This window comes from Sphingomonas astragali (assembly GCF_051400615.1).
Classification (GTDB): domain Bacteria; phylum Pseudomonadota; class Alphaproteobacteria; order Sphingomonadales; family Sphingomonadaceae; genus Sphingomonas.
Genome location: NZ_JBLFFH010000001.1, coordinates 735,743 through 758,301, shown reverse-complemented (window position 1 = coordinate 758,301; position 22,559 = coordinate 735,743). Strand labels below are relative to the sequence as shown.

At 69.0% G+C, this 22,559-nt stretch carries 26 protein-coding genes and 1 other RNA gene; 10 read left to right on the top strand and 17 right to left on the bottom strand.

Annotation, left to right across the window (positions count from 1 at the left end; all coding sequences use genetic code 11):
* Positions 1-3: 3 nt before the first annotated feature.
* Together ACMGER_RS03835 and ssrA are read right to left on the bottom strand one after the other, a co-directional pair.
* Positions 4-786: a class II aldolase/adducin family protein gene (locus ACMGER_RS03835; protein ID WP_436810786.1), complete on the bottom strand. Its 783-nt coding sequence runs from the start codon at positions 784-786 to the stop codon at positions 4-6.
* A gap of 235 nt (positions 787-1,021) precedes the next feature.
* Positions 1,022-1,395: a transfer-messenger RNA gene (gene ssrA / locus ACMGER_RS03830) on the bottom strand.
* A gap of 49 nt (positions 1,396-1,444) precedes the next feature.
* Between ssrA and ACMGER_RS03825 the strand changes: the two genes are divergently transcribed.
* From ACMGER_RS03825 to ACMGER_RS03800, 6 genes are all read left to right on the top strand, one after another.
* A complete protein-coding gene (locus tag ACMGER_RS03825) occupies positions 1,445-1,876 on the top strand; it encodes an RrF2 family transcriptional regulator (RefSeq protein ID WP_436810785.1) in 432 nt (143 codons plus the stop codon).
* Positions 1,877-2,320: 444 nt separating this feature from the next.
* Positions 2,321-2,476 (top strand): hypothetical protein, encoded by a 156-nt coding sequence (locus tag ACMGER_RS03820; protein ID WP_436810784.1) that lies wholly within the window; start codon positions 2,321-2,323, stop codon positions 2,474-2,476.
* 105 nt (positions 2,477-2,581) lie between these two features.
* Complete coding sequence (locus tag ACMGER_RS03815; RefSeq protein ID WP_436810783.1) at positions 2,582-3,430, top strand: hypothetical protein; 849 nt, start codon at positions 2,582-2,584, stop codon at positions 3,428-3,430.
* Positions 3,418-4,332, top strand: a complete 915-nt coding sequence (locus ACMGER_RS03810) for a transposase (RefSeq protein ID WP_436810782.1) — start codon at positions 3,418-3,420, stop codon at positions 4,330-4,332. The genes ACMGER_RS03815 and ACMGER_RS03810 overlap by 13 nt, the downstream gene beginning before the upstream one ends.
* Positions 4,333-4,373: 41 nt before the next feature.
* Complete coding sequence (locus ACMGER_RS03805) at positions 4,374-4,949, top strand: winged helix-turn-helix domain-containing protein (protein ID WP_436810781.1); 576 nt, start codon at positions 4,374-4,376, stop codon at positions 4,947-4,949.
* A gap of 21 nt (positions 4,950-4,970) precedes the next feature.
* On the top strand, positions 4,971-5,753 hold the full coding sequence (locus ACMGER_RS03800) for a crotonase/enoyl-CoA hydratase family protein (protein WP_436810780.1): 783 nt from the start codon (positions 4,971-4,973) through the stop codon (positions 5,751-5,753).
* 215 nt (positions 5,754-5,968) lie between these two features.
* Here the strand turns inward: ACMGER_RS03800 and ACMGER_RS03795 are convergent, their stop codons facing one another.
* Positions 5,969-6,130 carry a DUF427 domain-containing protein gene (locus ACMGER_RS03795; RefSeq protein ID WP_436811665.1) on the bottom strand — a complete coding sequence of 54 codons (162 nt, stop codon included), beginning with the start codon at positions 6,128-6,130 and terminating at the stop codon, positions 5,969-5,971.
* Positions 6,131-6,294: 164 nt separating this feature from the next.
* Between ACMGER_RS03795 and ACMGER_RS03790 the strand changes: the two genes are divergently transcribed.
* Positions 6,295-7,491, top strand: coding sequence for an acetyl-CoA C-acyltransferase (locus ACMGER_RS03790; protein ID WP_436810779.1), 1,197 nt, complete (start codon positions 6,295-6,297; stop codon positions 7,489-7,491).
* A 34-nt stretch (positions 7,492-7,525) separates the two neighbouring features.
* Here ACMGER_RS03790 and ACMGER_RS03785 read toward each other — a convergent pair whose 3' ends face one another.
* From ACMGER_RS03785 to ACMGER_RS03765, 5 genes are all read right to left on the bottom strand, one after another.
* The gene (locus tag ACMGER_RS03785) at positions 7,526-8,155 is read right to left on the bottom strand and encodes a LysE family translocator (protein WP_436810778.1); all 630 of its coding nucleotides are present in this window, start codon (positions 8,153-8,155) and stop codon (positions 7,526-7,528) included.
* A 176-nt stretch (positions 8,156-8,331) separates the two neighbouring features.
* Positions 8,332-8,865 (bottom strand): SRPBCC family protein, encoded by a 534-nt coding sequence (locus ACMGER_RS03780; RefSeq protein WP_436810777.1) that lies wholly within the window; start codon positions 8,863-8,865, stop codon positions 8,332-8,334.
* Positions 8,858-9,304 carry an SRPBCC family protein gene (locus tag ACMGER_RS03775; RefSeq protein ID WP_436810776.1) on the bottom strand — a complete coding sequence of 149 codons (447 nt, stop codon included), beginning with the start codon at positions 9,302-9,304 and terminating at the stop codon, positions 8,858-8,860. The genes ACMGER_RS03780 and ACMGER_RS03775 overlap by 8 nt, the downstream gene beginning before the upstream one ends.
* Positions 9,301-9,666: a DUF1428 domain-containing protein gene (locus ACMGER_RS03770; protein ID WP_436810775.1), complete on the bottom strand. Its 366-nt coding sequence runs from the start codon at positions 9,664-9,666 to the stop codon at positions 9,301-9,303. Before ACMGER_RS03770 ends, ACMGER_RS03775 begins: the two co-directional genes overlap by 4 nt.
* The gene (locus tag ACMGER_RS03765; protein WP_436810774.1) at positions 9,663-9,998 is read right to left on the bottom strand and encodes an ArsR/SmtB family transcription factor; all 336 of its coding nucleotides are present in this window, start codon (positions 9,996-9,998) and stop codon (positions 9,663-9,665) included. Before ACMGER_RS03765 ends, ACMGER_RS03770 begins: the two co-directional genes overlap by 4 nt.
* Before the next feature lie 102 nt (positions 9,999-10,100).
* On the opposite strand from ACMGER_RS03765, the gene ACMGER_RS03760 reads away from it, so the two are divergent.
* Together ACMGER_RS03760 and ACMGER_RS03755 are read left to right on the top strand one after the other, a co-directional pair.
* Entirely contained in the window at positions 10,101-10,523 is a 423-nt protein-coding gene (locus tag ACMGER_RS03760; protein WP_436811664.1) for a VOC family protein, read from the top strand.
* Positions 10,520-10,822 (top strand): polyhydroxyalkanoic acid system family protein, encoded by a 303-nt coding sequence (locus ACMGER_RS03755; RefSeq protein WP_436810773.1) that lies wholly within the window; start codon positions 10,520-10,522, stop codon positions 10,820-10,822. Before ACMGER_RS03760 ends, ACMGER_RS03755 begins: the two co-directional genes overlap by 4 nt.
* Before the next feature lie 169 nt (positions 10,823-10,991).
* Here the strand turns inward: ACMGER_RS03755 and ACMGER_RS03750 are convergent, their stop codons facing one another.
* Together ACMGER_RS03750 and ACMGER_RS03745 are read right to left on the bottom strand one after the other, a co-directional pair.
* Positions 10,992-11,945 carry an isopenicillin N synthase family dioxygenase gene (locus ACMGER_RS03750; protein ID WP_436810772.1) on the bottom strand — a complete coding sequence of 318 codons (954 nt, stop codon included), beginning with the start codon at positions 11,943-11,945 and terminating at the stop codon, positions 10,992-10,994.
* Positions 11,946-12,308: 363 nt separating this feature from the next.
* Entirely contained in the window at positions 12,309-12,794 is a 486-nt protein-coding gene (locus tag ACMGER_RS03745) for a hypothetical protein (protein ID WP_436810771.1), read from the bottom strand.
* 102 nt (positions 12,795-12,896) lie between these two features.
* Between ACMGER_RS03745 and ppc the strand changes: the two genes are divergently transcribed.
* Positions 12,897-15,563 (top strand): phosphoenolpyruvate carboxylase, encoded by a 2,667-nt coding sequence (gene ppc, locus ACMGER_RS03740; RefSeq protein ID WP_436810770.1) that lies wholly within the window; start codon positions 12,897-12,899, stop codon positions 15,561-15,563.
* Positions 15,564-15,570: 7 nt separating this feature from the next.
* Here ppc and ACMGER_RS03735 read toward each other — a convergent pair whose 3' ends face one another.
* From ACMGER_RS03735 to gyrB, 7 genes are all read right to left on the bottom strand, one after another.
* Positions 15,571-15,972: an acyl-CoA thioesterase gene (locus ACMGER_RS03735; protein ID WP_436810769.1), complete on the bottom strand. Its 402-nt coding sequence runs from the start codon at positions 15,970-15,972 to the stop codon at positions 15,571-15,573.
* Between the two features lie 39 nt (positions 15,973-16,011).
* The gene (locus tag ACMGER_RS03730; protein ID WP_436810768.1) at positions 16,012-16,665 is read right to left on the bottom strand and encodes a hypothetical protein; all 654 of its coding nucleotides are present in this window, start codon (positions 16,663-16,665) and stop codon (positions 16,012-16,014) included.
* 140 nt (positions 16,666-16,805) lie between these two features.
* Positions 16,806-17,150: a DNA primase gene (locus ACMGER_RS03725; RefSeq protein ID WP_436810767.1), complete on the bottom strand. Its 345-nt coding sequence runs from the start codon at positions 17,148-17,150 to the stop codon at positions 16,806-16,808.
* A gap of 137 nt (positions 17,151-17,287) precedes the next feature.
* Complete coding sequence (locus ACMGER_RS03720; protein ID WP_436810766.1) at positions 17,288-18,511, bottom strand: multidrug effflux MFS transporter; 1,224 nt, start codon at positions 18,509-18,511, stop codon at positions 17,288-17,290.
* A gap of 49 nt (positions 18,512-18,560) precedes the next feature.
* A complete protein-coding gene (locus tag ACMGER_RS03715) occupies positions 18,561-18,833 on the bottom strand; it encodes a GNAT family N-acetyltransferase (RefSeq protein ID WP_436810765.1) in 273 nt (90 codons plus the stop codon).
* A complete protein-coding gene (locus ACMGER_RS03710) occupies positions 18,814-19,899 on the bottom strand; it encodes an alpha/beta hydrolase (RefSeq protein ID WP_436810764.1) in 1,086 nt (361 codons plus the stop codon). The genes ACMGER_RS03715 and ACMGER_RS03710 overlap by 20 nt, the downstream gene beginning before the upstream one ends.
* Entirely contained in the window at positions 19,892-22,384 is a 2,493-nt protein-coding gene (gene gyrB / locus ACMGER_RS03705; protein WP_436810763.1) for a DNA topoisomerase (ATP-hydrolyzing) subunit B, read from the bottom strand. Before gyrB ends, ACMGER_RS03710 begins: the two co-directional genes overlap by 8 nt.
* Between the last annotated feature and the right edge of the window lie 175 nt (positions 22,385-22,559).

Below are 22,559 nucleotides of genomic sequence, written 5' to 3'. Positions count from 1 at the left end.
CGGTCAGTCGCGATAGCTCGGGTCGATGCGGTCGAGCTTGCGCAGCAGCGCCGGCCAGGCGAGACCCTTGGCGAGCATCCCCACGCCGCCGGCCGGGGATTGCATCGCGACCTTCTCCTCCGTCCCCTGCGGCGGGTTGTTGAGGTTCTCGACGCCCGCGGAAAGCATCATCACCTGCGCCTGGCACGCGCGCTCGAGGAAATAGAGGCGCAGGAAGCACGACGCCACGCTGTCCCCCACCGCCAGCGTGCCGTGGTTGCGCAGGATCATCGCGTGCTTGTCGCCGAGGTCCTTCACCAGCCGCTCGCGCTCGTCGAGGTCGGTCGCGATGCCCTCATAGTCATGATAGACGACATTGTGCTTGGCGATCATCGCGGTCTGGGTGTGCGGCAGCAGGCCGAACTCCATCGCGCTCACCGCCTGCCCGTGGGGCGTGTGGAGGTGCATCACCGCCACCGCATCCTCACGCGCCATGTGGATCGCCGAATGGATGGTGAAGCCCGCGGGGTTCACCGGCTGCGTCGCCTCGCCGACCGGCATCCCGCCGACGTCGATCTTGACCAGCGAGGAGGCGGTGATCTCCTCGAACATCATGTTGTAGGGATTGATCAGGAAATGATGCTCGGGCCCCGGCACCCGGCACGACAGGTGGGTGAAGATGAGATCGTCCCAGCCGTAGAGCGCGACGAGGCGGTAGGCGGCGGCGAGATCGACCCGCGCCTCCCATTCGCCGGGCGCCATCCGGGTATCGGGTCGGGTCTCGGGTTCGCGAGCGAGCGTGGCCATCGGGTGTACCTCTCCGTCCTGCTTTGGCGCCAGGATACGCTGGTTGGGGCGAGTCTTCAAATCCCCGGTACGCCGGATAGGCAGAAGATTTCCGTCCTGAAACGTCATCCCGGCGAAAGCCGGGATCTCATGCGAGGCGCGTACGGGCTGAAACCCCGGCTTCCGTCGGGATGACGGGGGAGGCTGAAAGGAAAGGTCCGGAGGGTTCTGTTGCCCGGCCCCTCCGGCGGCCGCTGGAATCCGCTTCTGTTGCCCGGTGCGGCCCGACCGCGCTTTTGTCCAGATAACCTAGGCCGTTAGGCCGTCAGTTACGCGGCAATCGCGAGCGCCTCGTTATCGTTGGCACTTGTGTAATGGGCCGTTGCGGTGGTCCCATTCCGGGCGAAAGCTGCGCTTTTCAACACACGTCGATCCTGGTTCGGCCCCGTCAGCGAGGCTGAGCCGTACGGCGCCGCGCGTGAAGCGTGGCACCGAGCGCCTCAGCTCCGATGGTGGAGCCGCCGGGTACTGCCCCCGGGTCCGCTGCGCCTATTGCACGCAACATTTTATCGCCATAGCCGGCAAGCCGGCGTTCATGAATATAGGGCCATAATCGCCGAAGAAAAGGAGGTTGCGGCCTTCACTCCGCCATAATGGTGGGGCAAGGGGATTTCCACCTATGTTGACCCAGCGTTCCCGTTATGCGCTCCGCGCGATGCTCTTTCTGGCCGAACAGGCCGCAGGAGGGCCGCCGGTGCCGATGAACCGGATCGCTGCCGCCGCCAATGTGCCGAGGAAGTTCTTGGAGCTGATCCTCGCCGACCTGCGCGAGGCGGGCTTTCTCCATTCGCATCGCGGCAAGGCGGGCGGCTATTGCCTGTCGCGCCCGCCGCACCTCATCTCATTGGGCGAGATCATCCGTGTGATCGAGGGGCCGCTGGCGCTGGTGCCCTGCGTCAGCCGCACCGCCTACCGCCCGTGCAACGACTGCCGCGACGAAGCGAGCTGCGCGATCCGCATCGCGATGGCGCGCGTGCGCGACGAAACCGCACGCATCCTCGACGGCACCAGCCTCGCCGACGCGATCGCGGAGGATCTGGCGGCCGCCTAGTCGCGGTTGGGCGCCGTTACTGATACCGTCCAATCCGCATCCCGGCGAAAGCCGGGGTGACGGAAAAGGAAGGGGTGCGTCGATACCCGCCGAATGGCCGAGGAGCTCGGCACAGGGGCGGGCCGCATCATCCCTGCGTCAGCATGAAGGTGCGGCGACATGCGCGAGCGGATCGGCGATCGAACGGGTGACGCGACGGCATTCCCCGCCCGATCACCGTCTTGCCTGGCCGCGCCGCGGATAGCCGACGCGAGTCGAGCGTGGCATTGGGAAAGAAGCGCATAGGTTCCTACGGAAAACGCGCGCGGGTGGAAGGGCAGGCTCGTCGCCGTCGCCCTCTTGCCGCCGCCGGCACTTTACAAACTTGTAACTAAGCGCCCGCAGCGCACTCGACTTAGCCTTCCCGCCGCCGGCACCGGCCGGCGACAATGGGGGGAAGGGACGATGGATCTGTTCACGATCAACATCGCGGACATCGCCGATCTGGCGACGCAGGTGGCGATCAACGGCGCGGCGGTGATCGCCGAATATTCGGGCGACCAATTGTTCGAGACGATCGTCGGGGTCGCCGCACTGGTCTACGAGATGTATCCCGACTGAGCCGAGGTCCGAGGGTGAGCGGCTCGACCGATATCCCGGCGGCGCGCTGGTCGGCGGCGCGGGCCCGTTCCGCCGACCAACGCGCGCTGGCGGGCGTCGGCCCCGATGACGATGCTGGCGGAGGCGTTCGATTTGCCCGCCGCCGATCTTCGCCGGCGCGCCGCTGCGCTGCTGTCGGACATCCGCTGGGTCGAGGCGCTGCTCGCGCCACTGGTCGATGCGCTGGCGGCGGATCCGCTGTTCGACCCGCCGCTCAAGGTGAGTCGCGACCCCGCCCGGATCGGCGTGGTGCTGTTCGATTCGCCCGGCGTGCGGGTGAGCGCTGCAGTCCTGTCGGCGAGGGCGCTCGCCGGCGCTCCGCCGCTCAGCGTGGTGATGCCGGGGCATGTCGGCGTCACCCGCTACGTCCGTGCGGGCGGCGTGACGCTGCGGCGCTGGCGGGTGGACGCCGCCGGCGCCGACGTCTCGTCCGCAACGGCTCCGCCGGCCGCGGAGATCATGCCGTTCGTGCTCGCCGACGGCGACGTGATCATCCAGGACGGAGCGACCGACGGCCATGTCGCGGTCGGCGCCACGAGCGATGTGGTGACGCTCGGCGTCACGATCCGGCCGCCCGAAACGGCGCTGATCCGCGAATATGCGATCGCCGACGGACGGTTGCTGCGGGTGTCGACGCTCGACGACTATGCCTCGCGCGGGGCGATGCTGCTGACGCTGCTGCGCACGCAGTGCCGCGCCGATGCCGGTCATGTGTTCGACGCGGCGACGCGCGATCGCGCCTTCCACGTCCGCTGGTCGGCGATGCGCGAATGGTTGGCGCTCGATACCCGCGCCGCGCTGCCGCGGCTCGTCGAGATGGCGGCCGGCGATCCCAATCGCGAGGTGCGCGAGGCGGCGGCGGCGACGCTCGCCGCCATTCGCGTACAGATGGAGACGGCGCCGTGCCCCGCCTGATCGATCCCGGCCATGGCGAGGCGATCGGGCTCGACGAGCTGGTCGAGGCGCTCGAGACGCATCCCTTCGATCCCAGCGACGAGGACGGCTTCGCCGACGTCGGACCGCTGCTCGCGCGGCTGGGGCGCAATCCGGACTTCCTCGCCGACCTCGCGATCGCCGAGCTCGAGGCGCGCTGCGCCGGCCAGGCGGCGAGCAACGGCTATGGCGCGCAATCCTTCCTGCTGAAGCCGCCTGCCGGCCGCTATCTGATCCGTGCCAACTTCTGGCCCGCGCTGGGGGATGTCGCCGTGCGGGCGAGCGGCGCGGCCGCTTTCCTCTACGACATGCCGCACGATCATAATTTCCCGTTCCTGACCTATGGCTATCAGGGCCCCGGCTATTGGAGCGACTATTACGAGCGCGACGCCGCTGCCGTGACCGGCGTGCCGGGCGAGCCGGCGGGGCTGCGCTTCGTCGAGCGCTCGCGGCTCGAGCAGGGCAAGCTGATGCTCTACCGCGCGCGGCGCGACGTCCACCGCCAGCTCCCGCCGGACGCCTTTTCGGTCTCGCTCAACATCCTCGGCTATGCCCCCGGGCAGCCCTGGATCGATCAGTATCGCTTCGATCTGGATCACGGCACCATCGTCCACGGACTCAACGTCACCCCGGCCGAGGGATTGCTCACGATCGCCGCGCATCTGGGCGGAGACGCGGGCCTCGGCCTCGCGCGCGACTATGCGCGACGCCACCCCTGCGAGCGGATGCGGGTGACCGCGCTCGACGCGTTGCTGTCGGTGGATGGAACGGCGGCGCTGCCCGCGCTCGAGCGGGCCGCGGGCGATCGCGGCCGTTACGTCGCGGCACATGCCCGGCTGCGGCTCGACCGGATTGGGTCCGATCCGGAGGAGCTTACCGCATGAATGGACCTAACTCCGGCTAAGTTGCTGATATGGTGGGCAGCGTGCGCATCGAATGCGACGTACCCGGACTGGCGCCGGCGCTTGCGGCACGCGGTATTCGCGTCGCGGCCAAGGGAATCGCGACCTTCGCCCGGGCGGCCAGCTTCACGTCGGAAGGCCTGGCCGAGGCGCGCAGCCACGGTCCCCTGATCCTGATGGTGGAGACGCTGGCGCAGGTCGCTCCCGCGCTCGATGCCGGTGCCGACGACGCCGTGATCGCGGGCGCTCCGATCGACGAGATCGCCGCGCGCATCGCCGCCCGGCTGCGCTTCGCCGCGGCTCCGATCGGCGTCGGCGAGCTGCTGATCGACCGGGTCGCGCGCAAGGTGACGCGCGCCGGCCATGCGATCGGGCTGTTCCCGCGCGAATATGCGCTGTTGCTCCATCTCGCCCAACATGCCGGCGAGGCGGTGCCGCGCCAAGTGCTGCTGGAGGCGGTATGGGGGCTGCGCTTCGATCCCGGCACCAACGTCGTCGCGGTGCACATGTCGAGGCTCAGGGCCAAGCTCGACCGCGGCTTCGCGGCGCCGATGCTCCAGACCGAGAAGGGGGTCGGCTACCGGCTTGCCGTGACCTGAGGCGCGCGCGATAGTCGCGGCATGACCGACCGTATCTCGATCGCCATCGCCGGCGGCGTCGCCGACGTCCGCCTGACCCGCGCCGACAAGCTCAACGCGCTCGACTCGGCCATGTTCGACGCGATCATCGCCGCGATCGACCGGCTCGCGGGCGAACCGGGCCTGCGCGCGGTGGTGCTGTCGGGGGAGGGGCGCGCCTTCTGCGCCGGGCTCGACATGGCGAGCATGGCGACGGGCGGCTCGGGCATCGACCTTGCGACGCGCAGCCACGGCGCTGCCAATCGCGTGCAGCAGGTCGCCTGGGGCTGGCGCACGCTGCCGGTGCCGGTGATCGCCGCGGTCCACGGCATCGCGTTCGGCGGCGGGCTCCAGATCGCTAGCGGGGCTGACGTGGTGCTGGTCCACCCGGAGGCGCGGCTGTCGGTGATGGAGATGAAATGGGGCATCGTCCCCGACATGGCCGGCTTCGCACTGTGGCGCGCCCGGGTGCGCGACGACGTGCTGCGCGAGCTCGCCTATACTGCCGCCGAGTTCAGCGGGACGGCGGCGGTCGGCCACGGCTTCGCGACCCGCGCAGTGGACGATCCCAGGGCAGAGGCGCTGTCGCTCGCCGCCGCCGTCGCGGGGCGCAACCCGCGTGCGATCCGTGCCGCCAAGCGGCTCGCCAACCTCGCGGTCGAGGCGGATGCCGCCGCCATCCTTGCCGCCGAGAGCGCCGAGCAGGCGGCGCTGCTGCGCTCGCCGAACCAGATCGAGGCGGTGCGCGCGAACATCGAGAAACGCGCGCCGGACTTCGCCGACTAAAGCGGGATTGGTCTCAAACTGAAGCGTCATCCCGGCGAAAGCCGGGTTCTCGTGAGGTTTATGATCCTGCAACCGCCTGAGATCCCGGCTTTCGCCGGGATGACGGCCTCTTCCAATGCAAGCCCGTCACGCTCTAGCTCACCTCGATCAAGTCGACGCGATCGGGATAGAAGGCGCGACGATCCTTGATCGCGGCGACCGCGTCGTGCGGCGCCTCAGCTGGCGTCGCCCTTGTGTGGGCAATGAGTGGCGTGACCGACGCGGGTCGGTGCGCTCATGTCAGCATCCTCGCGGGGGACATGATAGACCGGCGGATAATCGGCCTCGCGCTTCAGCGCTTGGGCGGTATCGGCAATGGTGCGTCCTCCGGCTTTCACCACCACGCGGCGCTCGGCGGGCGTGATCGTAATCGGACGGTCGGGGCCGGCTCGAGCTTCTCGGGCATCTGCCGTCGTCTGCTTGACTGCATGGGTGAGATGGTGCCTGTGCGCCGCCCGTGCTAGTCCGTACCCGAAATACGAAAATCCAGGAGAGCCGCCGAATGCGTGAAGCCGTGATCGTCTCGACCGCCCGGACCGGGATCGGCAAAGCCAATCGCGGCTATTTCAACATGACCGAGGCGCCGGTGCTCGGCGCCCATGTGATGAACGCCGCGATCGAACGCGTCGGCATCGATCCCGCGCGCATCGACGACATCTTCTTCGGCGCCGGCAACGAATGGGGGACGCAGGGCGCCAACCTCGCGCGCATGTGCGTATTCGCGGCGGGGCTGCCGACCGCGGTGCCGGCGGTCTCGCTCGACCGCAAATGCGGCTCCGGCCTCACCGCGATCGCGCTGGCCGCACGCGGGATCGTCTGCGACGAGATCGACGTCGCGCTCGCCGGCGGCATGGAATCGATTTCGCTCACCGTGAAGCAGGCGCCGGCGCGGGTCCTCAACCAGTCGGTGATGGCGAGGAAGCCGCTCGCCTATATGACGATGATCGAGACTGCCGAGGTCGTCGCCGAACGCTACGGCATCAGCCGGGAGGCGCAGGACGCGTTCGGCGCGACCAGCCAGCAGCGCGCCTTCGCGGGGCTCCGCAGCGGCGCCTTCGCCGAGGAGATCGCGCCGATCACGGTGGAGAAGGCCAATTACGACAAGGAGGGCAATCTCCTCGGCACCGAGCCGGTGACGGTGGTGCAGGACGAAGGCATCCGCGACGGCACCACGGCCGAGATCCTGTCGGGGCTGCGTACCGTCTTCAAGGACGAGCTGGTGATCAAGGAGGGCCGGCACGTCACCGCCGGCAACGCCAGCCAGCTTTCGGACGGGGCGTCGGCGCAGCTGCTGATGGAGCGCAAGGCAGCGGAGGCGGAGGGCAGGGACATCCTCGGCATCTACCGCGGCTTCCAGGTCGCCGGTTGCGAGCCCGACGAGATGGGGATCGGCCCGGTGCTCGCGATCCCCAAGCTCCTGAAGCGCGCCCGCTTGCGAATCGAGGACATCGGGCTGTGGGAGATCAACGAGGCGTTCGCGTCGCAGTGCCTCTACTGCCGCGACACGCTCGGCATCGATCCCGAGAGGCTCAACGTCAACGGCGGCGCGATCGCGATCGGGCATCCGTTCGGCATGACCGGATCGCGGCTCGTCGGCCATGCGCTGATCGAAGGGCGCAAGCGCGCGGTGCGATACGTCGTCGTCTCGATGTGCACCGCCGGCGGCATGGGCGCGGCGGGGCTGTTCGAGATTCCCTGATCGTTGCGGCTTGCGGCCGCTCCGCAAAGGGCGATCAGGATGGCTTCGCCTTCAGCAGCGCCAGTCCGAAGCCGACGAAGATCGCCCCGGTAACGCGGTTGAACACCCGCCTTATCTGAGGACGGCCGAGATAATGGGAAAGCGAGCGCCCGCCGAACGCATAGACGGCGTACCAGAAGCACTCGATCGCGGCGAAGGTCGCGACGAGGATCGCGAACTGGGGAGCCTGCGGTCGCGCGGGATTGACGAACTGAGGCAGGAAGGCCGCGGCGAACAGGATCAGCTTGGGGTTGCTGATGCAGATCGCGAAGCCGCCGCGGAACAGCGCCGCCGTCGATATCGCCGCGGGCAGCTCGCCCTTGCTCACGTCCAGCGGGGTCACTTCGCTGCGCCACGCTTTGACGCCGAGATAGATCAGGTAGGCGACGCCGGCATAACGCAGCACCTCGAACGCGCCGGGCACGGCCAGCAGGAGCGTCGTGAGACCCGCGGCGGAAGCGGCAAGGACGGTCACGAGCGCCAGCAGGCAGCCCGCCATCGCCGCCGTGCTGCGCGTCATCCCCATCTCCGCGCTGCGCGACAGGATGTGGAGCATGTTCGGCCCCGGCGTGCCCGACAGCAGGAAGACCGCGCCCACGAACAACCACCATGTATGAAGCGTCATCGCTGCGTCCCCTCACCGCCGGTACCCGGCGGCTGCCGCCCGATCGCGGCAGCTTTGCGGCGATTGATCCGCCGCGGGTCGCCGGCGGCCGGAGCGTCAGCCTATATCCGACCTCATGAGCGCGGGTCCTGCGGCAGGCTGAGCTGCCACGATACGCCGAAGATGCGCGACCACGTTCATGCCGACGTCTCCACCGCCGCCGCCGCTTCGGCCTCCGACCGGGCGTGGAGTGCCCAGAAGTCCGGCACGCGCCGCCCGGCGACGCGCGCCTCGAGCACATCGAGATGCGACATCCACCCGCCGCCGAAGTTCCTGGCATCGTCCGGACCGCGCAGGCCGGTGTGATGCAGCTTCAGCCGCGTCCTGCCGTCGCCCGCGTCGACCAGCGTGATCGTCACCGTGCCGGCCTCGCCGCCGGACCAGCTGAAGGCGATCATCGTCGGCGGCGCGATCGCGGTGATCGTCTCGTGCCAGCGCTTGCCGCGGTTGGGCGCATAGCGATCGGGCATCGGCACGTCGTCGTCGGAGAGGCGATCGTGATCGAACACCATCTCGATCCGGCCGCCGACGCGCGGCTCGATCCCGCCGCCCATGAACCACTGCGCGCGAAGCTCGGGGTCGACGATATATTGCCAGACGGTGTCGACCGGCGCGTCGAGCAGCCGCTCGAGGCGCAGTTCCGCGGCGGTGATGATGTCGGTCTCAGCCATGATGCCTCTCCAGGATGCGGGCGAGATTGCCGAGGATCATCGTCCAGCCCTCTCGGGTTCGGTCCTCGTACTCGGCCCATTGCGGGTCCATTTCGTGGGTGAGCGTCAGCGTCGATCCGGCGCCGCTCGGCGCGAGCGCGATCGTGACGCGGGTCCATTCGCCCTCGTCGGCGGGATCGGCCGCGAACAGCATCACCAGCCGGCGCGGCCGGTCGATCTCCTCGAACCTCAGGCGATGGCGCGCGTCGACGCCGCCGCGGCGCTCGACGATGGTGGCGCGGCCGCCGATGCGGGGCTCGATCTCGCAAGCCACCAGCTCGCCCTCGTCGGTGCGGAACAGGAACTGGCCGGCGAGCGCCGGATCGAGCCAGGCGTCGAACACGCGCTCGGGCGGCGCGGCGATCTCGCGCGTGACGGTGAGGACGATCGGCGCGGTCAAGCCTTCGGCTCCTCGACGACGGGTACGAAGCCGCCGAAGATCATCCGCTTCGAATCCATGATGTCCGCTTCGGCCGGGTCGGGCGCGAGGCGCGGGTCGGCGGCGATCTTCCCGTTGCCGGCGTCGCGCGCTTCCTTCGACGGCCATTCGACCCAGGAGAAGACGACCGTCTCGCCCGGCTTCGCCTGCACGGCGCGCCTCAAATCGGTGACCTTCCCGTCGGGCACGTCGTCGCCCCAGCATTCGACGACCCGGAGCGCGCCATGATCGGTGAAGATCCTGGCGACCCGTGCCGCCATGTTGCGAAATCGTTCGCGGTTCTCCGTCGGCACCGCCAGCACGAAGCCGTCGACATAGCTCATGACTGTTCCTCTCCCTTGCGGTCGCGCAGCAACGCCTCGAGCTTATCGAGGCTGGTCGTCCAGACCTTCTCCCATTGCCTCAGCCACGCCTCCGCCTCGCGCAGCGGCTCGGCGCGCAGGCGGCAGAGCATCTGTCGCCCGGCCTTGCGACGTTCGACGAGACCCGCCTTCTCGAGCGCGCGGACATGCTTGGAGGCACCGGCGAAGCTCATCGCGAAGGGCTGGGCGAGCTCGCCGATCGAGCGTTCGCCCTCGGCCAGCCGCGCCAGCATCCCGCGCCGGGTGGGATCGGCGAGCGCGGCGAAGGTGGAATCGAGACATTGTTCAACCATACGGTTGAATATATGGCGGCGGCGGAAACTGTCAACCGATCGGTTGAATATTGCGCCGATCCGGTGCTGGCGGGAGTCCGGTCGAGGCGCTATGCATGGGCGATGCCGGCGCTTCGTCCCTTTCACCTCGCCTTTCCGGTCCACGACGTCGCCGAGGCCCGGCGCTTCTACGGCGGCGTCCTCGGCTGTCCGGAAGGGCGATCGGCCGCGCATTGGGTCGATTTCGACCTCTACGGGCACCAGATCGTCGCGCATCTCGATCCCGCGGCGAAGCCGGTGACGGTCGAGAATCCGGTCGACGGCCACGACGTGCCGGTGCCGCATTTCGGCGTGGTGCTGGCGATGGCCGATTGGGAAGCGCTGGCGGAGCGGGCGAAGGCGGCGGGCATCGCCTTCGGCATCGAACCGCACATCCGCTTCAAGGGCCAGCCGGGCGAGCAGGCGACGATGTTCTTCCGCGATCCGAGCGGCAACGCGCTCGAGTTCAAGGCCTTCGCCGACGACGCGATGCTGTTCGCGACATGACCGAGCCGATCGCGATCGACATTCCCCATGAGCTCGGCCGCGACGGCGCGCGGGGCCGGATCGCGCAGGGCGCCGGGCGGCTCGCCGAGTTCGTCCCCGGCGGCATGATCGCCGAGCAGCGCTGGGAAGGGGACACGCTGCACCTGGCGGTCGAGGCGCTCGGGCAGCGCGTGGTCAGCCGGATCGCGGTCGAGGACGCCAGGGTCCATGCCGAATTCGACCTGCCGCCGATGCTGGCGCTGTTCGCCGAGAAGATCCGCGCCAAGCTGACGCGGGACGTGCCGAAGCTGCTCGAATGAGCGGATGCGGCGATGCGGCCCGTCCGAGTACCAGTGCTCCTGAGAAGGCAGGAGCTCAGGCCGGAAGCGGCATCCCGGCGATCCAGGGCTCCTGCCTTCTCAGGAGCACGATTCGGTTTCGTCCGAACCCGGCTCCAGCCCGGCGACGAGCGGCATAGGCCCCTTTTCGCTATTTCCTGATCAATCCGATCTCGACCAGCCGCTCGTGCAGATAGTCGTGCGCGGTGATCGGCTCGGGATAGCGGTCGGGATTGTCGGGCGTGACCGTCGACGGCAGCGTCTTGATCAGGAAATCGGGCGCGGGATGCAGGAAGAACGGCATCGAATAGCGCGAGAAGCCGCGCCGCTCGGGCGCCGGGTTGACGACGCGGTGCGTGGTCGAGGGCAGCACGTGGTTGGTGAGGCGCTGGAGCATGTCGCCGACGTTGACTACCATCGCGCCTTCGGGCGGGCGCACCGGCAGCCACTGGCCGTCCTTGTCGAGCAGCTCCAGCCCCGCCTCCTCGGCGCCGAGCAGCAGGGTGATGAGGTTGATGTCCTCGTGCGCGCCCGCGCGCACCTCCGGCGCGTCGGCCGGGACCGGCGGATAGTGGAGCAGGCGCAGCACCGAATTGCCGTCCTTGACCGCCGGATCGAACCAGTGCGGCTCGAGCTTTAGATGGCGCGCGATCGCCGACAGCAGCCGGTCGCCGGCGTCGTCGAGTGCCGCGAACAGGTCGAGGAAGGTCTCGCGGAACCCCTCCGGCCGGTCCGGCCAGATGTTGGGAGCCATGTCCGTCTCGAAGCGGTGTCCGGCCGGCAGCTCGCGGCCGACATGCCAGAATTCCTTGAGGTCGACATGCGTCGCGCCCTTGGCGATCTCGGTCTTGAACGGGGTGTAGCCGCGCGCGCCGCCGCCGCCGGGGACGAAATAGCTGCGCTTCTCCTCCTCGGATAGGTCGAAGAAGGCCTTGGTCATCCTCCAGGCGCGGTCGACCACCTCCTGCGGCACGCCATGGTTGGAGACCATCGCGAAGCCGAAGCGTTCGAACGAGCCGCCGAGCTCGGCGGCGAAGGCGTCGGGATCGGCATCCTGGTCGGCGAGGTTGACCAGCGGCACCTGGGCGAGCGGGGCATCGAGCATGGCGGCATCCTGATTGCGGTATTGCCGGCATCATAAGCCGGTGCTCGCCCCGGGACCAGACGGCCCGATCGTCGTCCTTCCTGCCCTTCTCCCATTGGGAGAGGGAGGGGCCCGCTCGGACCTAGTCCGAGTGGGAGGGTGAGGGCGACCTCGCTCGCCGTAGCCACCCTCCCGCCGCCTTCGGCGGCTCCTTCCCTCTCCCAATGGGAGAGGGACAGTGATGCCCCTTCCAATGTTGGATTTTCTGTGCAACCGATTTGGCGATTCTCTGCACAATCAACCATCGATATAGGTTAATATTACACTGCGTTCTACCTATGACTTTCGTGACCTTCGACGGTTTTCCGCGGGTTTCGCGCCTGGTCAGTCGGCGATGACGATCGCGCTCGCCGATCCGCCCGCAGCGGCCTTGCTGGTGAGCGAGAACGGCTTGCCCTCGTCGGTGGTGCCGGACAGACCGTCGCCGACAGCGGTCAGCTTGAAGCCGTTGGCAGCCAGCTTGCCCTGGAACCAGTCGCGCACCTCGGCAGGCGCGATCGGGCTGGTGAAGCTCACCCGAACCCTGTCGTCGCCCTTGTTGCCCTCGACGTTGATCCCGCCGATCCTCGAACCCGGCGGCAGGTGCACGCCGTTGATGTCGAAGTCGTCGGCGTCGAGCTGGATGCTAGGCAGCTTGATCGCCCCCTTGAAGCCGGGAGCATTCACCGAGACCGTGCCGTCCTTCGCCGCCGAAGCGTTGAACGAGGCGTCGGGATCGTTGACGTTGAGCGTGATCGCCGTGCCCTCGCCGCCGCCGCCGCAGGCGGCGAGCGCAAGCGAAAGCGGCAACGCGATCGGGTAAAGGCGCATTTCCATGCCTCCTGTATTATCTATCTAACACACTAAGCATTTGTTCGGTTGCGGTCAACGGTGCTCCGGGCCTATCGCCGCGCTGCAACATCAGGTGACACGATGGCGACTCTCCCCCCGATCACCAACAATCCCGACGTCCGTTTCCTGGGACGCCTGCTCGGCGACGTGATCCGCGCCTATGGCGGCGATGAGCTGTTCAAGCGCACCGAATATATCCGCGCGACCTCGGTCGACCGCGCGCGGGGCGTGGCGGGGGCCGATGCGATCGATCCGGGGCTGGAGCGGCTGACGCTCGACGAGACGCTCGATTTCGTGCGCGGCTTCATGCTGTTCTCGATGCTCGCCAATCTCGCCGAGGACCGGCAGGGCGTCGCCGCCGAGGAGGGCGCCGATCTCGCCCATGCGCTGGCGACGCTGGAGCGGGAGGGTGTCGACCGCAAGGCGGTGATGGCGCTGCTCGACGGCGCGCTGATCGCGCCGGTGCTGACCGCACACCCGACCGAGGTGCGGCGCAAGTCGATGATCGACCACCGCAACCGCATCGCCGAGCTGATGGCGATCCGCGACCGCGGCATCGCCGAGACCGAGGACGGCGACCAGGTCGAGGAGGCGATCCTGCGCCAGATCGCGCTGCTGTGGCAGACGCGCGTGCTGCGGCGCGAGCGGCTCTATGTCGCCGACGAGGTCGAGACCGCGCTCTCGTACCTGCGCGACGTGTTCCTGCCGGCGCTGCCCGCGCTCTACGCGCGCTGGGACCGGGCGATGGGCCAGCGCGTGCCGAGCTTCCTCAAGCCCGGCAGCTGGATCGGCGGCGACCGCGACGGCAATCCCTTCGTCACCGCCGATTCGCTGCGGCTGGCGCTCCGCCGCGCGGCGGAGACGGTGCTCAGCCATTATCTCGACGCGGTCAACGCGCTGGGGGCGGAGCTGTCGATCTCGAGCGACCATGCCGCCATTCCCGACGAGGTGGCGGAGCTCGCCGAGGCGAGCGGCGACAATGCCGCCAGCCGCGAGGACGAACCCTATCGCCGCGCGCTGTCCGGCATCTACGCCCGGCTCGCCGCCACCTATGAGAAGCTGATCGGCCGCCCGGCGCCGCGCCCGCATCCGCTGGTCGGGGAGGCCTATGCCGATCCCGGCGAGCTGCGCCGCGACCTGGTCGCGATCGCGCACGGGCTCGGCGAAGGCCCGCTCGCCAGCGAAGGTGCGCTCGGGCGCCTCATCCGCTCGGTCGAGACCTTCGGTTTCCATCTCGCCACGCTCGACATGCGCCAGAACAGCGCGATCCACGAGCGCGTCGTCGGCGAGCTGCTCGAGGCGGCCGGCGTCGCCGAGGATTATGCGAGCCTCGCCGAGGACGAGCGTGTCGCGCTGCTCCGCCGCGAGCTCGCGAGCCCGCGCCCGCTCACCAGCCCCTATGCGGCCTATTCGGAGGAGACGGCGTCCGAGCTGGCGATCGTCCATGCCGCCGCGGAGGCGCACGCGACCTACGGGCGCGGCTGCATCGTCAACTATGTGATCTCGATGGCGACCTCGGTCTCCGACCTGCTCGAGGTGCACCTGCTCCTCAAGGAAGCGGGCCTCTATGTTCCGGGCGATCCGCCGCAGGGGCACATCATGGCGGTCCCGCTGTTCGAGACCGTCGCCGACCTGGAGCGCGCGCCGGTGATCATGGCCGAATGGCTGGCGCTGCCCGAGGTCGCGGCGATCGCCCATGCCCGCGGGATGCAGGAAGTGATGATCGGCTATTCCGACTCGAACAAGGACGGCGGCTATCTCACCTCGACCTGGCAGCTCTCGAAGGGCTCGTCGGCGCTGAAGCCGGTGTTCGAACAGGCGGGCGTGGCGATGCAGCTGTTCCACGGCCGCGGCGGCGCGGTCGGGCGCGGCGGCGGCTCGGCCTTCCAGGCGATCCAGGCGCAGCCGCCGGGGACGGTGCAGGGCCGCATCCGCATCACCGAGCAGGGCGAGGTGATCGCGGCGAAATACGGCACGCGGGCGAGCGCGATGACCAACCTCGAGGCGATGGCCTCGGCGACGCTGCTCGCCAGCCTCGCCCCGGCCGAGCTGCCCGCCAGGGACGCCGAGCGCTTCCATGCGGCGATGGACCGGCTCTCCGACGCCGCGTTCAGGGCTTATCGGGGGCTGGTGTACGAGACCGAGGGGTTCCGCACCTTCTTCCGCCAGATGACGCCGATCGCCGAGATTTCCGGCCTCAAGATCGGCTCGCGTCCGGCATCGCGCAAGAAATCCGACGCGATCGAGGACCTGCGCGCGATCCCCTGGGTGTTCTCGTGGAGCCAGGCGCGGGTAATGCTGCCCGGCTGGTACGGCGTCGGCGAGGCGATCGCGGCGTTCGAGGACAAGGGGCTGCTCCGCGAGATGGCGAGTGCCTGGCCGCTGTTCCAGTCGACGCTCGCCAACATGGAGCAGGTGCTCGCCAAGTCCGACATGGGCATCGCCAAGCGCTACGCGGCGCTGGTCGAGGACAAGGCGCTGGGCGAGGCGATCTTTGGCCGCATCCGCGAGAGCTGGCACAAGACGCACGACGGCCTCCTCCAGGTGACCCGCCAGACCCGGCTGCTCGAGAAAAACCCCGGCCTCGAAACCTCGATCCGCCTGCGCCTGCCGTACATCGAACCCTTGAACCTCCTCCAGATCGAGTTGCTGAAGCGCCATCGGGCCGGCGAGGACGATCCGCGCGTCGGCGAGGGCATCCTGCTCTCGATCAACGCGATCGCGACGGCGCTCCGGAACTCGGGCTGACCCGGAATCATCCGGCGTGGTCGAGGAACGGCGCCGCCACCTCCTCGGGCACGCGGATCAGCCGGCCGCTCGCGCGGTCGATGATCGCCCAGGTCGTCTTCGCGTCGACCTTCACCCGGCCATCGGCGCCGATGAAGCGGACACGGCGGTCAAACCGCGCGCCGCGCGGCGGCTCCGGTACCCAGGTCTCGGCGGTGACGGTCTCGCCCGCCGCGACATTGCCGCGATAGTCGATCTCGTGGCGCGTCACGACCCAGATATAGGCCTCCGCGTGCTCCGGCGAGGCGACCGTGGCCCAGTGCGCCACCGCGATGTCCTGGATCCAGCGCACCCACACCGCATTGTTGACATGGCCGAGCTCGTCGATGTCGTCGGCGGTCGCGGTGATCGGAAGCGTGAAGCGCGCCATGGCCGCTTTCTAGAGAAGCGCCGTGGCCGCCGCCAGCCGTCAGCGCGGGCTGGCGTGACGCTTGAGGTCGATGCTGCGGATGCGCCAGCGCCGCTGCTCCGCCGTCGCGCCGGGGATGTCGCCGGTGCGGTGGAGGGTCACCTCTCCGCGCAGGTGGAAAGGCTCGCCCGATTTGAGCCGACCATAGGCCTGCACCGGCACGGTCACGTAGCGCTGGCCGGCGCCGGCGTCGATCCGCCCGGGCGCGCCGATCTCGGCGTGGTATTCCGAGTATCTGGCGAAGCTGTCGGCGAACGCCTTGCCGCCCATGCCGGCCGACTGCGGCTCCCACAGCGCATAGGCGCGGCCGTAGCGGCCCTGCTCGATGAGCGCATAATAGCTCTGGACGACCTGCGCCGCCCCTTGCGCGCTGTCGTCGGTGAACGGCGCTTCGGAGACCGGCGTGCGATCGTCGGGCAGGCCGCCAGGCTGGCCCGGCGCGATCGGCTCGACCGGCGGGAGCGCGGCAGTGTCGACCGGCGCGTCGGCCGGCTCGGCCTCGGCCGTATTGCCGCCGGCCGCGACGTTCTCGTCCGCCGGGATGTCGGTGATGTTGGCCGGCCCGGCGACCGCGGTTTCGTTCGTCGTTCCGCCCGGCTGGCCGTTGCAGCCGGCGAGCACCAGGCATCCGGCAACGATCAGGTGAATACGCATGGCTCCTCCTCGCTAGCCCGGTGAACGCGAGGGTGTAGCGCGGCGTTCCTCACTCCGCCAACGGCTTGTCGCCGACGACGCCCAGCCGCGGCAGCTCTTGCAGCGCCGTGCGGGGATGCAGCGCCCGGCCGAGGCGCAAATCAAGGCCGCAGTGCGGTGTCGTCGCCGTCGCCGAGCTCCTCGTCGAGGTCCTCGGCGTCGCTCTCGAAATCCTCCTGGAGCGAATCCTCCGCCATGTCCTCCTCGTCCTGGAGGATGTCCTCGTCCTCCTCGGCCAGGTCGGTCGCCTCCATCTCGAGGCCGTCCGTATCGTCGTCGTCGAGCGGGTCCTCGCCGAGATCGGGCGCGAGGTCGGTCAGGATGGTGCCGTCGCTCGGCCCGTCGCGCGTCGCCTCCAGGATCTCCGCGCGCTGGCTCTCGTCGTAGCCGTCCTCGTCATAGCCGTCGTCGTTGGGGCCCTGCTCCGGAACCTGATGACCGCCCATCGCGCACCTCCGTTTCCGTACGTGCGAACGACGATCATGGCCTCAGGGTTCCCGCCAGTCAGAGGTGGTTTCGGAAACGTGCGGAAGAGCGCATTTCCAGGCCGGGGCCGCAACGCGCCGTCGGGCGCAGCAGGCGCTCAGCTCGGCTGGAACAGCCGCCCGCGTTCGACGATCGCCGCCAGCGCCATCGCGACGATGCCGGCGGCGAGGAAGCCGAGGTGCAGCGGCGTCGTCGTGCCGTCGAAGGCGCGGCCGATCAGTCCGCCGATGATCGCCCCGCCGGTGGTCACCACGAAGCCCTGCAGGCTCGACGCGGTGCCGGCGATGTCGCCCATGTTGGCCATCGCCATCGCCGAGCAGTTCGACGCGGCCAGGCCGAAGCAGGCGAGGGTGACCGACTGGAGGACGACGAACAGCCACAGCGTCTCCCACCCCGCTGCCTCGATCGCCAGGCTGGCCGAGGCGACGACGATCAGCAGCAGCATCGCGCCATGCGAGATGCGCCGCATCCCGAGCCACATCACGATCCGCGAGTTCAGGAGGTTGCCGCACGCCATCACCACCGCGCAGCCCGCGAACACGATCCCCAGCCGCTCGGGCTGGCCGAACACCTCGGCGACGATCGGCTGGATGCTGGTGATATAGCCGAACAGCGCGCCCTGCAGGCCGATCACCGCGCCGGCATAGCCGACCGACTGGCGATCGCTCAGCGTCAGCCGCCAGTTGGCGACGAGCCGCGACCATTCGAGCGGCACGCGATGCTCGGGCGCGAGCGTCTCCGGCATCCGGAGCGCGAACCAGATCGCGACGATCAGGCTCACTCCGGCGATGACGTGGAAGATCAGCCGCCATGATCCCATCGTCAGGATGAGCTGGCCGATGCTGGGCGCGATGATCGGGAAGATCATGAAGGTCATCACCGCCAGGCTGCTGACCCGCGCCATCGCGCGCCCGACGAAGCAGTCGCGGATCAGCGCCACCGTCACCACGCGCGTCGCCGCGATGGCGAGCCCGCCGCACACCCGCGCGATCAGCAGCAGCTCGAGGCTCCCTGCCACCGCGCAGAGCAGGTTCATGATCACGTAGAGCCCCAGCGATCCGATCAGCACCGGACGCCGGCCGAACCGGTCGGACAGCGGCCCGTGGACGAGCTGCGCCGCGCCGAATCCGACCGAGAACATGACGATGATCAGCGGCAGGTCGCGCTGCGCTGCGTGGAGATCGCGGCCGATCGCCGGCAGCGCGGGCAGCATCGCGTCGATGCCGAGCGCACCCATCGCCATCATCGCCGCGACCAGCACGACGAATTCGACGAACGCGATCGGTGCGCGATTCGCGCTGACGTGATGCGGCTGCTCCATGATGCGCGGTCCCATGGCAGAGACGGGGCGGAAGGTCACCCCTTCCGGTTCAGGCGAGCAGGTCCCGTTCCTCCGGATGCTTCTCGATATAGGCGGCGACGAACGGGCACTGCGCCACCACCTTCAGCCTGCGGGCGCGGACGTCGTCGAGCGCGGCCTTGATCAGGCGGCTGGCGATGCCGCGGCCCTGCAGTTCCTGCGGCACCACGGTGTGGGTGAAGGTGATCGTGTCGCCCGACAGTCTATAGGCGGCCACCGCCTTGTGTCCGTCCTCGACCAGCTCGTAGCGGCTGGCGTCGCGGTTATCGGCGACGTCGGACATGGCGGGCTCCGAGATGGCGGTCGAAGAAGCCGGCGATCAGCCGGTAGGCCTCGCTCGATTCGGGCATGTCCGGCCAGACGAAGAAGGCGTGGGGCAGGCCGTCGAACAGATGCAGCTCGCTCTCCACTCCTGCCGCGGCCAGCCTGCGGTGGGCGAGCGTCAGCGCGCTCACCGCGAAGTCGCGCCCGCCCGCGAGCAACAGCGTCGGCGGCATCGCCTTGACCTCGGCGTCGGACTGGAGGGGGTAGGCGAGCGGATCGCTCGCCGGCGCGCCTTCCATGTAGGACAGCGGCAGCACCGGCGGCAGCTCGGGCGCCGTGAGCGGTGCGCCGCCCGTGATCGGATCGGCGATGTACGGGCTGTCGCCGCTGAACGGCGCGCCGGTGCCGCAGAAGGTGCCGATCGCGCCCGGCCGCGGCAGGCCCTGCTTCGCGATCCACGCGGTCGCCTGCGCGGTGATGATCCCGCCCGCCGAGCAGCCGTAGATGCCGATGTCCTCGGGCCGGTATTGCTTGAGCAATGCGCGATAGACCGCCGTCACATCCTCGGATGCGGCCGGATAACGGTGCTCGGGGGCCAGGCGATAATCGACGGTGACCACCTTGATCCGCATCGTCGCGGCGATCGGGATCGCTTCGACCAGCGCGCCGCTGCCCGCGCCCCACATGAAGGCGCCGCCATGGACGTTGATCAGCACGCGCCGCGCGTTTTCCGGCGCGATTCCCGATGCGGGCTCGACCACGTCGACACCGACCCCGCCCAACGTCGCGTGCGTCTCGCGCGTCCGGAAATGATGGCGCATCTCGGCGAGCCGGTCGTCGTTGTATTCCTGGTAGAAGGCGCGCTGCTTGGCGACGTCGTCCCTGATCGCTTCGGGTGCAGTCGCGGCCTTCATCCGCAGCAGCACCGCCCGCGCCTCGGGCGAGAGCTGGTTCGACGGCGGCAGCACGAACGGCGGGACCTGCACGGCCGGCGGCAGCAGCGTGTTGGTCTGCGCCGCCGCCGGGCCGGCGATCGGCAGCATCAGTGCCGCCAACGCCAGCCCGACCCGCCGTGCATCAGACATCGAGGTTGGCGACCGACAGCGCATTCTCCTGGATGAAGTCGCGGCGCGGCTCGACCACGTCGCCCATCAGCCGGGTGAAGATCTCGTCGGCGACGTCGGCCTGATCGACCGCGACCTGGAGCATCGAGCGGTTCTGGGGATCGAGCGTGGTCTCCCACAGCTGCTCGGCATTCATCTCGCCGAGGCCCTTGTAGCGCTGGATCGACAGCCCCTTGCGCCCCACCGCAAGGATCGCCTCGAGCAGCTGCGACGGCCGTGCGATCAGGCTTTCGCCCTTGCCGGCGGTGACGGGCTCCTCCTCGCCCTCCTCGCCCGCCGGTGCTTCCTCGGCTGCCGCCTGCTGCGCGCCCTTGAGCGGCGCCAGCTTGGCGATGCCGGCATAGCTCTCGACCGCGTCCGCCGCGAGCGTGTGGAGCCTGCGGCCCTCGGCCGAGGCGAGGAACGCCGCCTCGATGATGTGATGGTCGGTGACGCCGCGCCACAGCCGCTCGAAGTGGAAGCCGCCGTCCTCGGTCAGCCGCGCGGTCCAGCGCGCGTCGTCATCGGTCATGTCGAGCCGTTGGGCGACCGCCGCGAGCCGCTCGGCCCGTACCTCGCGCGAGGCGTCGGGATCGAGCGCTCCGCCCATCGCCAGCGCCTCGATGATGCTGGCGTCGTAGCGCCGCGGCGCATAGCGCATCAGCGTGCGCATCCGCCGCGCATGGTCGACGAGGTCGCGCAGGTCCGCGCCGGTGCGGTCGCCGCCCGGCGTCTGCAGGATGCTCGCCGCCACGCCCGCCTCGACCAGATAGTCGTCGAGCGCGGCATCGTCCTTGAGGTACACCTCGGACCGCCCGCGCGTCGCCTTGTAGAGCGGCGGCTGGGCGATGTAGAGGTGCCCGGCCGAGATGATCTCCGGCATCTGCCGATAGAAGAAGGTCAGCAGCAGCGTGCGGATATGGGCGCCGTCGACGTCGGCGTCGGTCATGATCACGATCTTGTGATAGCGCAGCTTCTCCAGGTTGAAGTCGTCGCGGCCGATGCCGGTGCCCATCGCCTGGATCAGCGTGCCGATCTCCTTCGACCCCAGCATCCGGTCGAACCGCGCGCGCTCGACGTTGAGGATCTTGCCCCGAAGCGGCAGGATCGCCTGGAAATGCCGGTCGCGGCCCTGCTTGGCCGATCCGCCGGCCGAATCGCCCTCGACCAGGAACAGCTCGGACTTGGCGGGATCACGCTCCTGGCAGTCGGCGAGCTTGCCGGGCAGCGAGGCGATGTCCATCACGCCCTTGCGCCGGGTGAGCTCGCGCGCCTTGCGCGCCGCCTCGCGCGCCGCCGCCGCGTCGATCACCTTCTGCACGATCTGGCGCGCGACCGCCGGATTCTCCTCCAGCCATTCGGCGAGCTTGTCGGCCATCAGGCTTTCGAGCGGCTGGCGCACCTCGGACGAGACCAGCTTGTCCTTGGTCTGCGAGCTGAACTTGGGATCGGGCAGCTTGACCGAGACGATTGCGGTCAGCCCCTCGCGCATGTCGTCGCCGGTGAGCGAGACCTTCTCCTTCTTGAGCGCCCCCGACTTGTCGGCATAGCCGTTGATCGTGCGCGTCAGCGCCGCGCGGAACGCCGCCAGATGCGTGCCGCCATCCCGCTGCGGGATGTTGTTGGTGAAACAGAGGACGTTCTCGTAATAGCTGTCGTTCCACTCCAGCGCGACGTCGATGGTGACGTCGTCGCGGGTGCCCGAGATCGCGACCGGATCGGGCATCAGCGGCTGCTTGTTGCGATCGAGATATTTGACGAAGGCGGCGATGCCGCCTTCGTAGTAGAGCTCGACCTCCTTCACCTCCTCGTGCCGCGCGTCCTTGAGGAACAGGCGCACGCCCGAATTCAGGAAGGCAAGCTCGCGGTAGCGGTGCTCGAGCTTCTCGAAGTCGTATTCGGTGATCTTGAAGGTCTGCGGCGAGGCGAGGAAGGTGACGCGCGTCCCCTTCTTGCCGTTTGCCGGTCCGACCACCTTGAGCGGCGCCACCGGGTCGCCGTTGGCGAAGCGCATGTAATGCTCCTCGTCGTCGCGCCAGATGGTGAGATCGAGCCATTCGCTGAGCGCGTTCACCACCGACACGCCGACGCCGTGCAGGCCGCCCGACACCTTGTAGGCGTTGCTGTCCGAGGTGTTCTCGAACTTCCCGCCCGCATGGAGCTGGGTCATGATCACCTCGGCGGCGGAGACGCCCTCCTCCGGGTGGATGCCGGTCGGGATGCCGCGGCCGTTGTCCTCGACCGAGACCGAGCCGTCGGGGTTGAGCGTGATCGAGATGCGGTCGCAATGGCCGGCGAGCGCCTCGTCGATCGCGTTGTCGCTGACCTCGAACACCATATGGTGGAGGCCCGAGCCGTCGTCGGTATCGCCGATGTACATGCCGGGACGCTTGCGCACCGCGTCGAGGCCCTTCAGCACCTTGATGGATTCGGCGCCGTATTCGTTCTGCGGGGGGGTGTCTGCCATGCCTAGGATATAGGCATCGGTCCCGCGAAACGAAAGCGAAATGGAAGGGGTGAGCAGCGTCTACAATAAGCCCCTCCCCTTCAGGGGAGGGGTTGGAGGTGGGGCATTTCAGTCTCACCGAGACCGACGCCCGAGTGGATAGGCCCATCCCAACCCCTCCCCTGAAGGGGAGGGG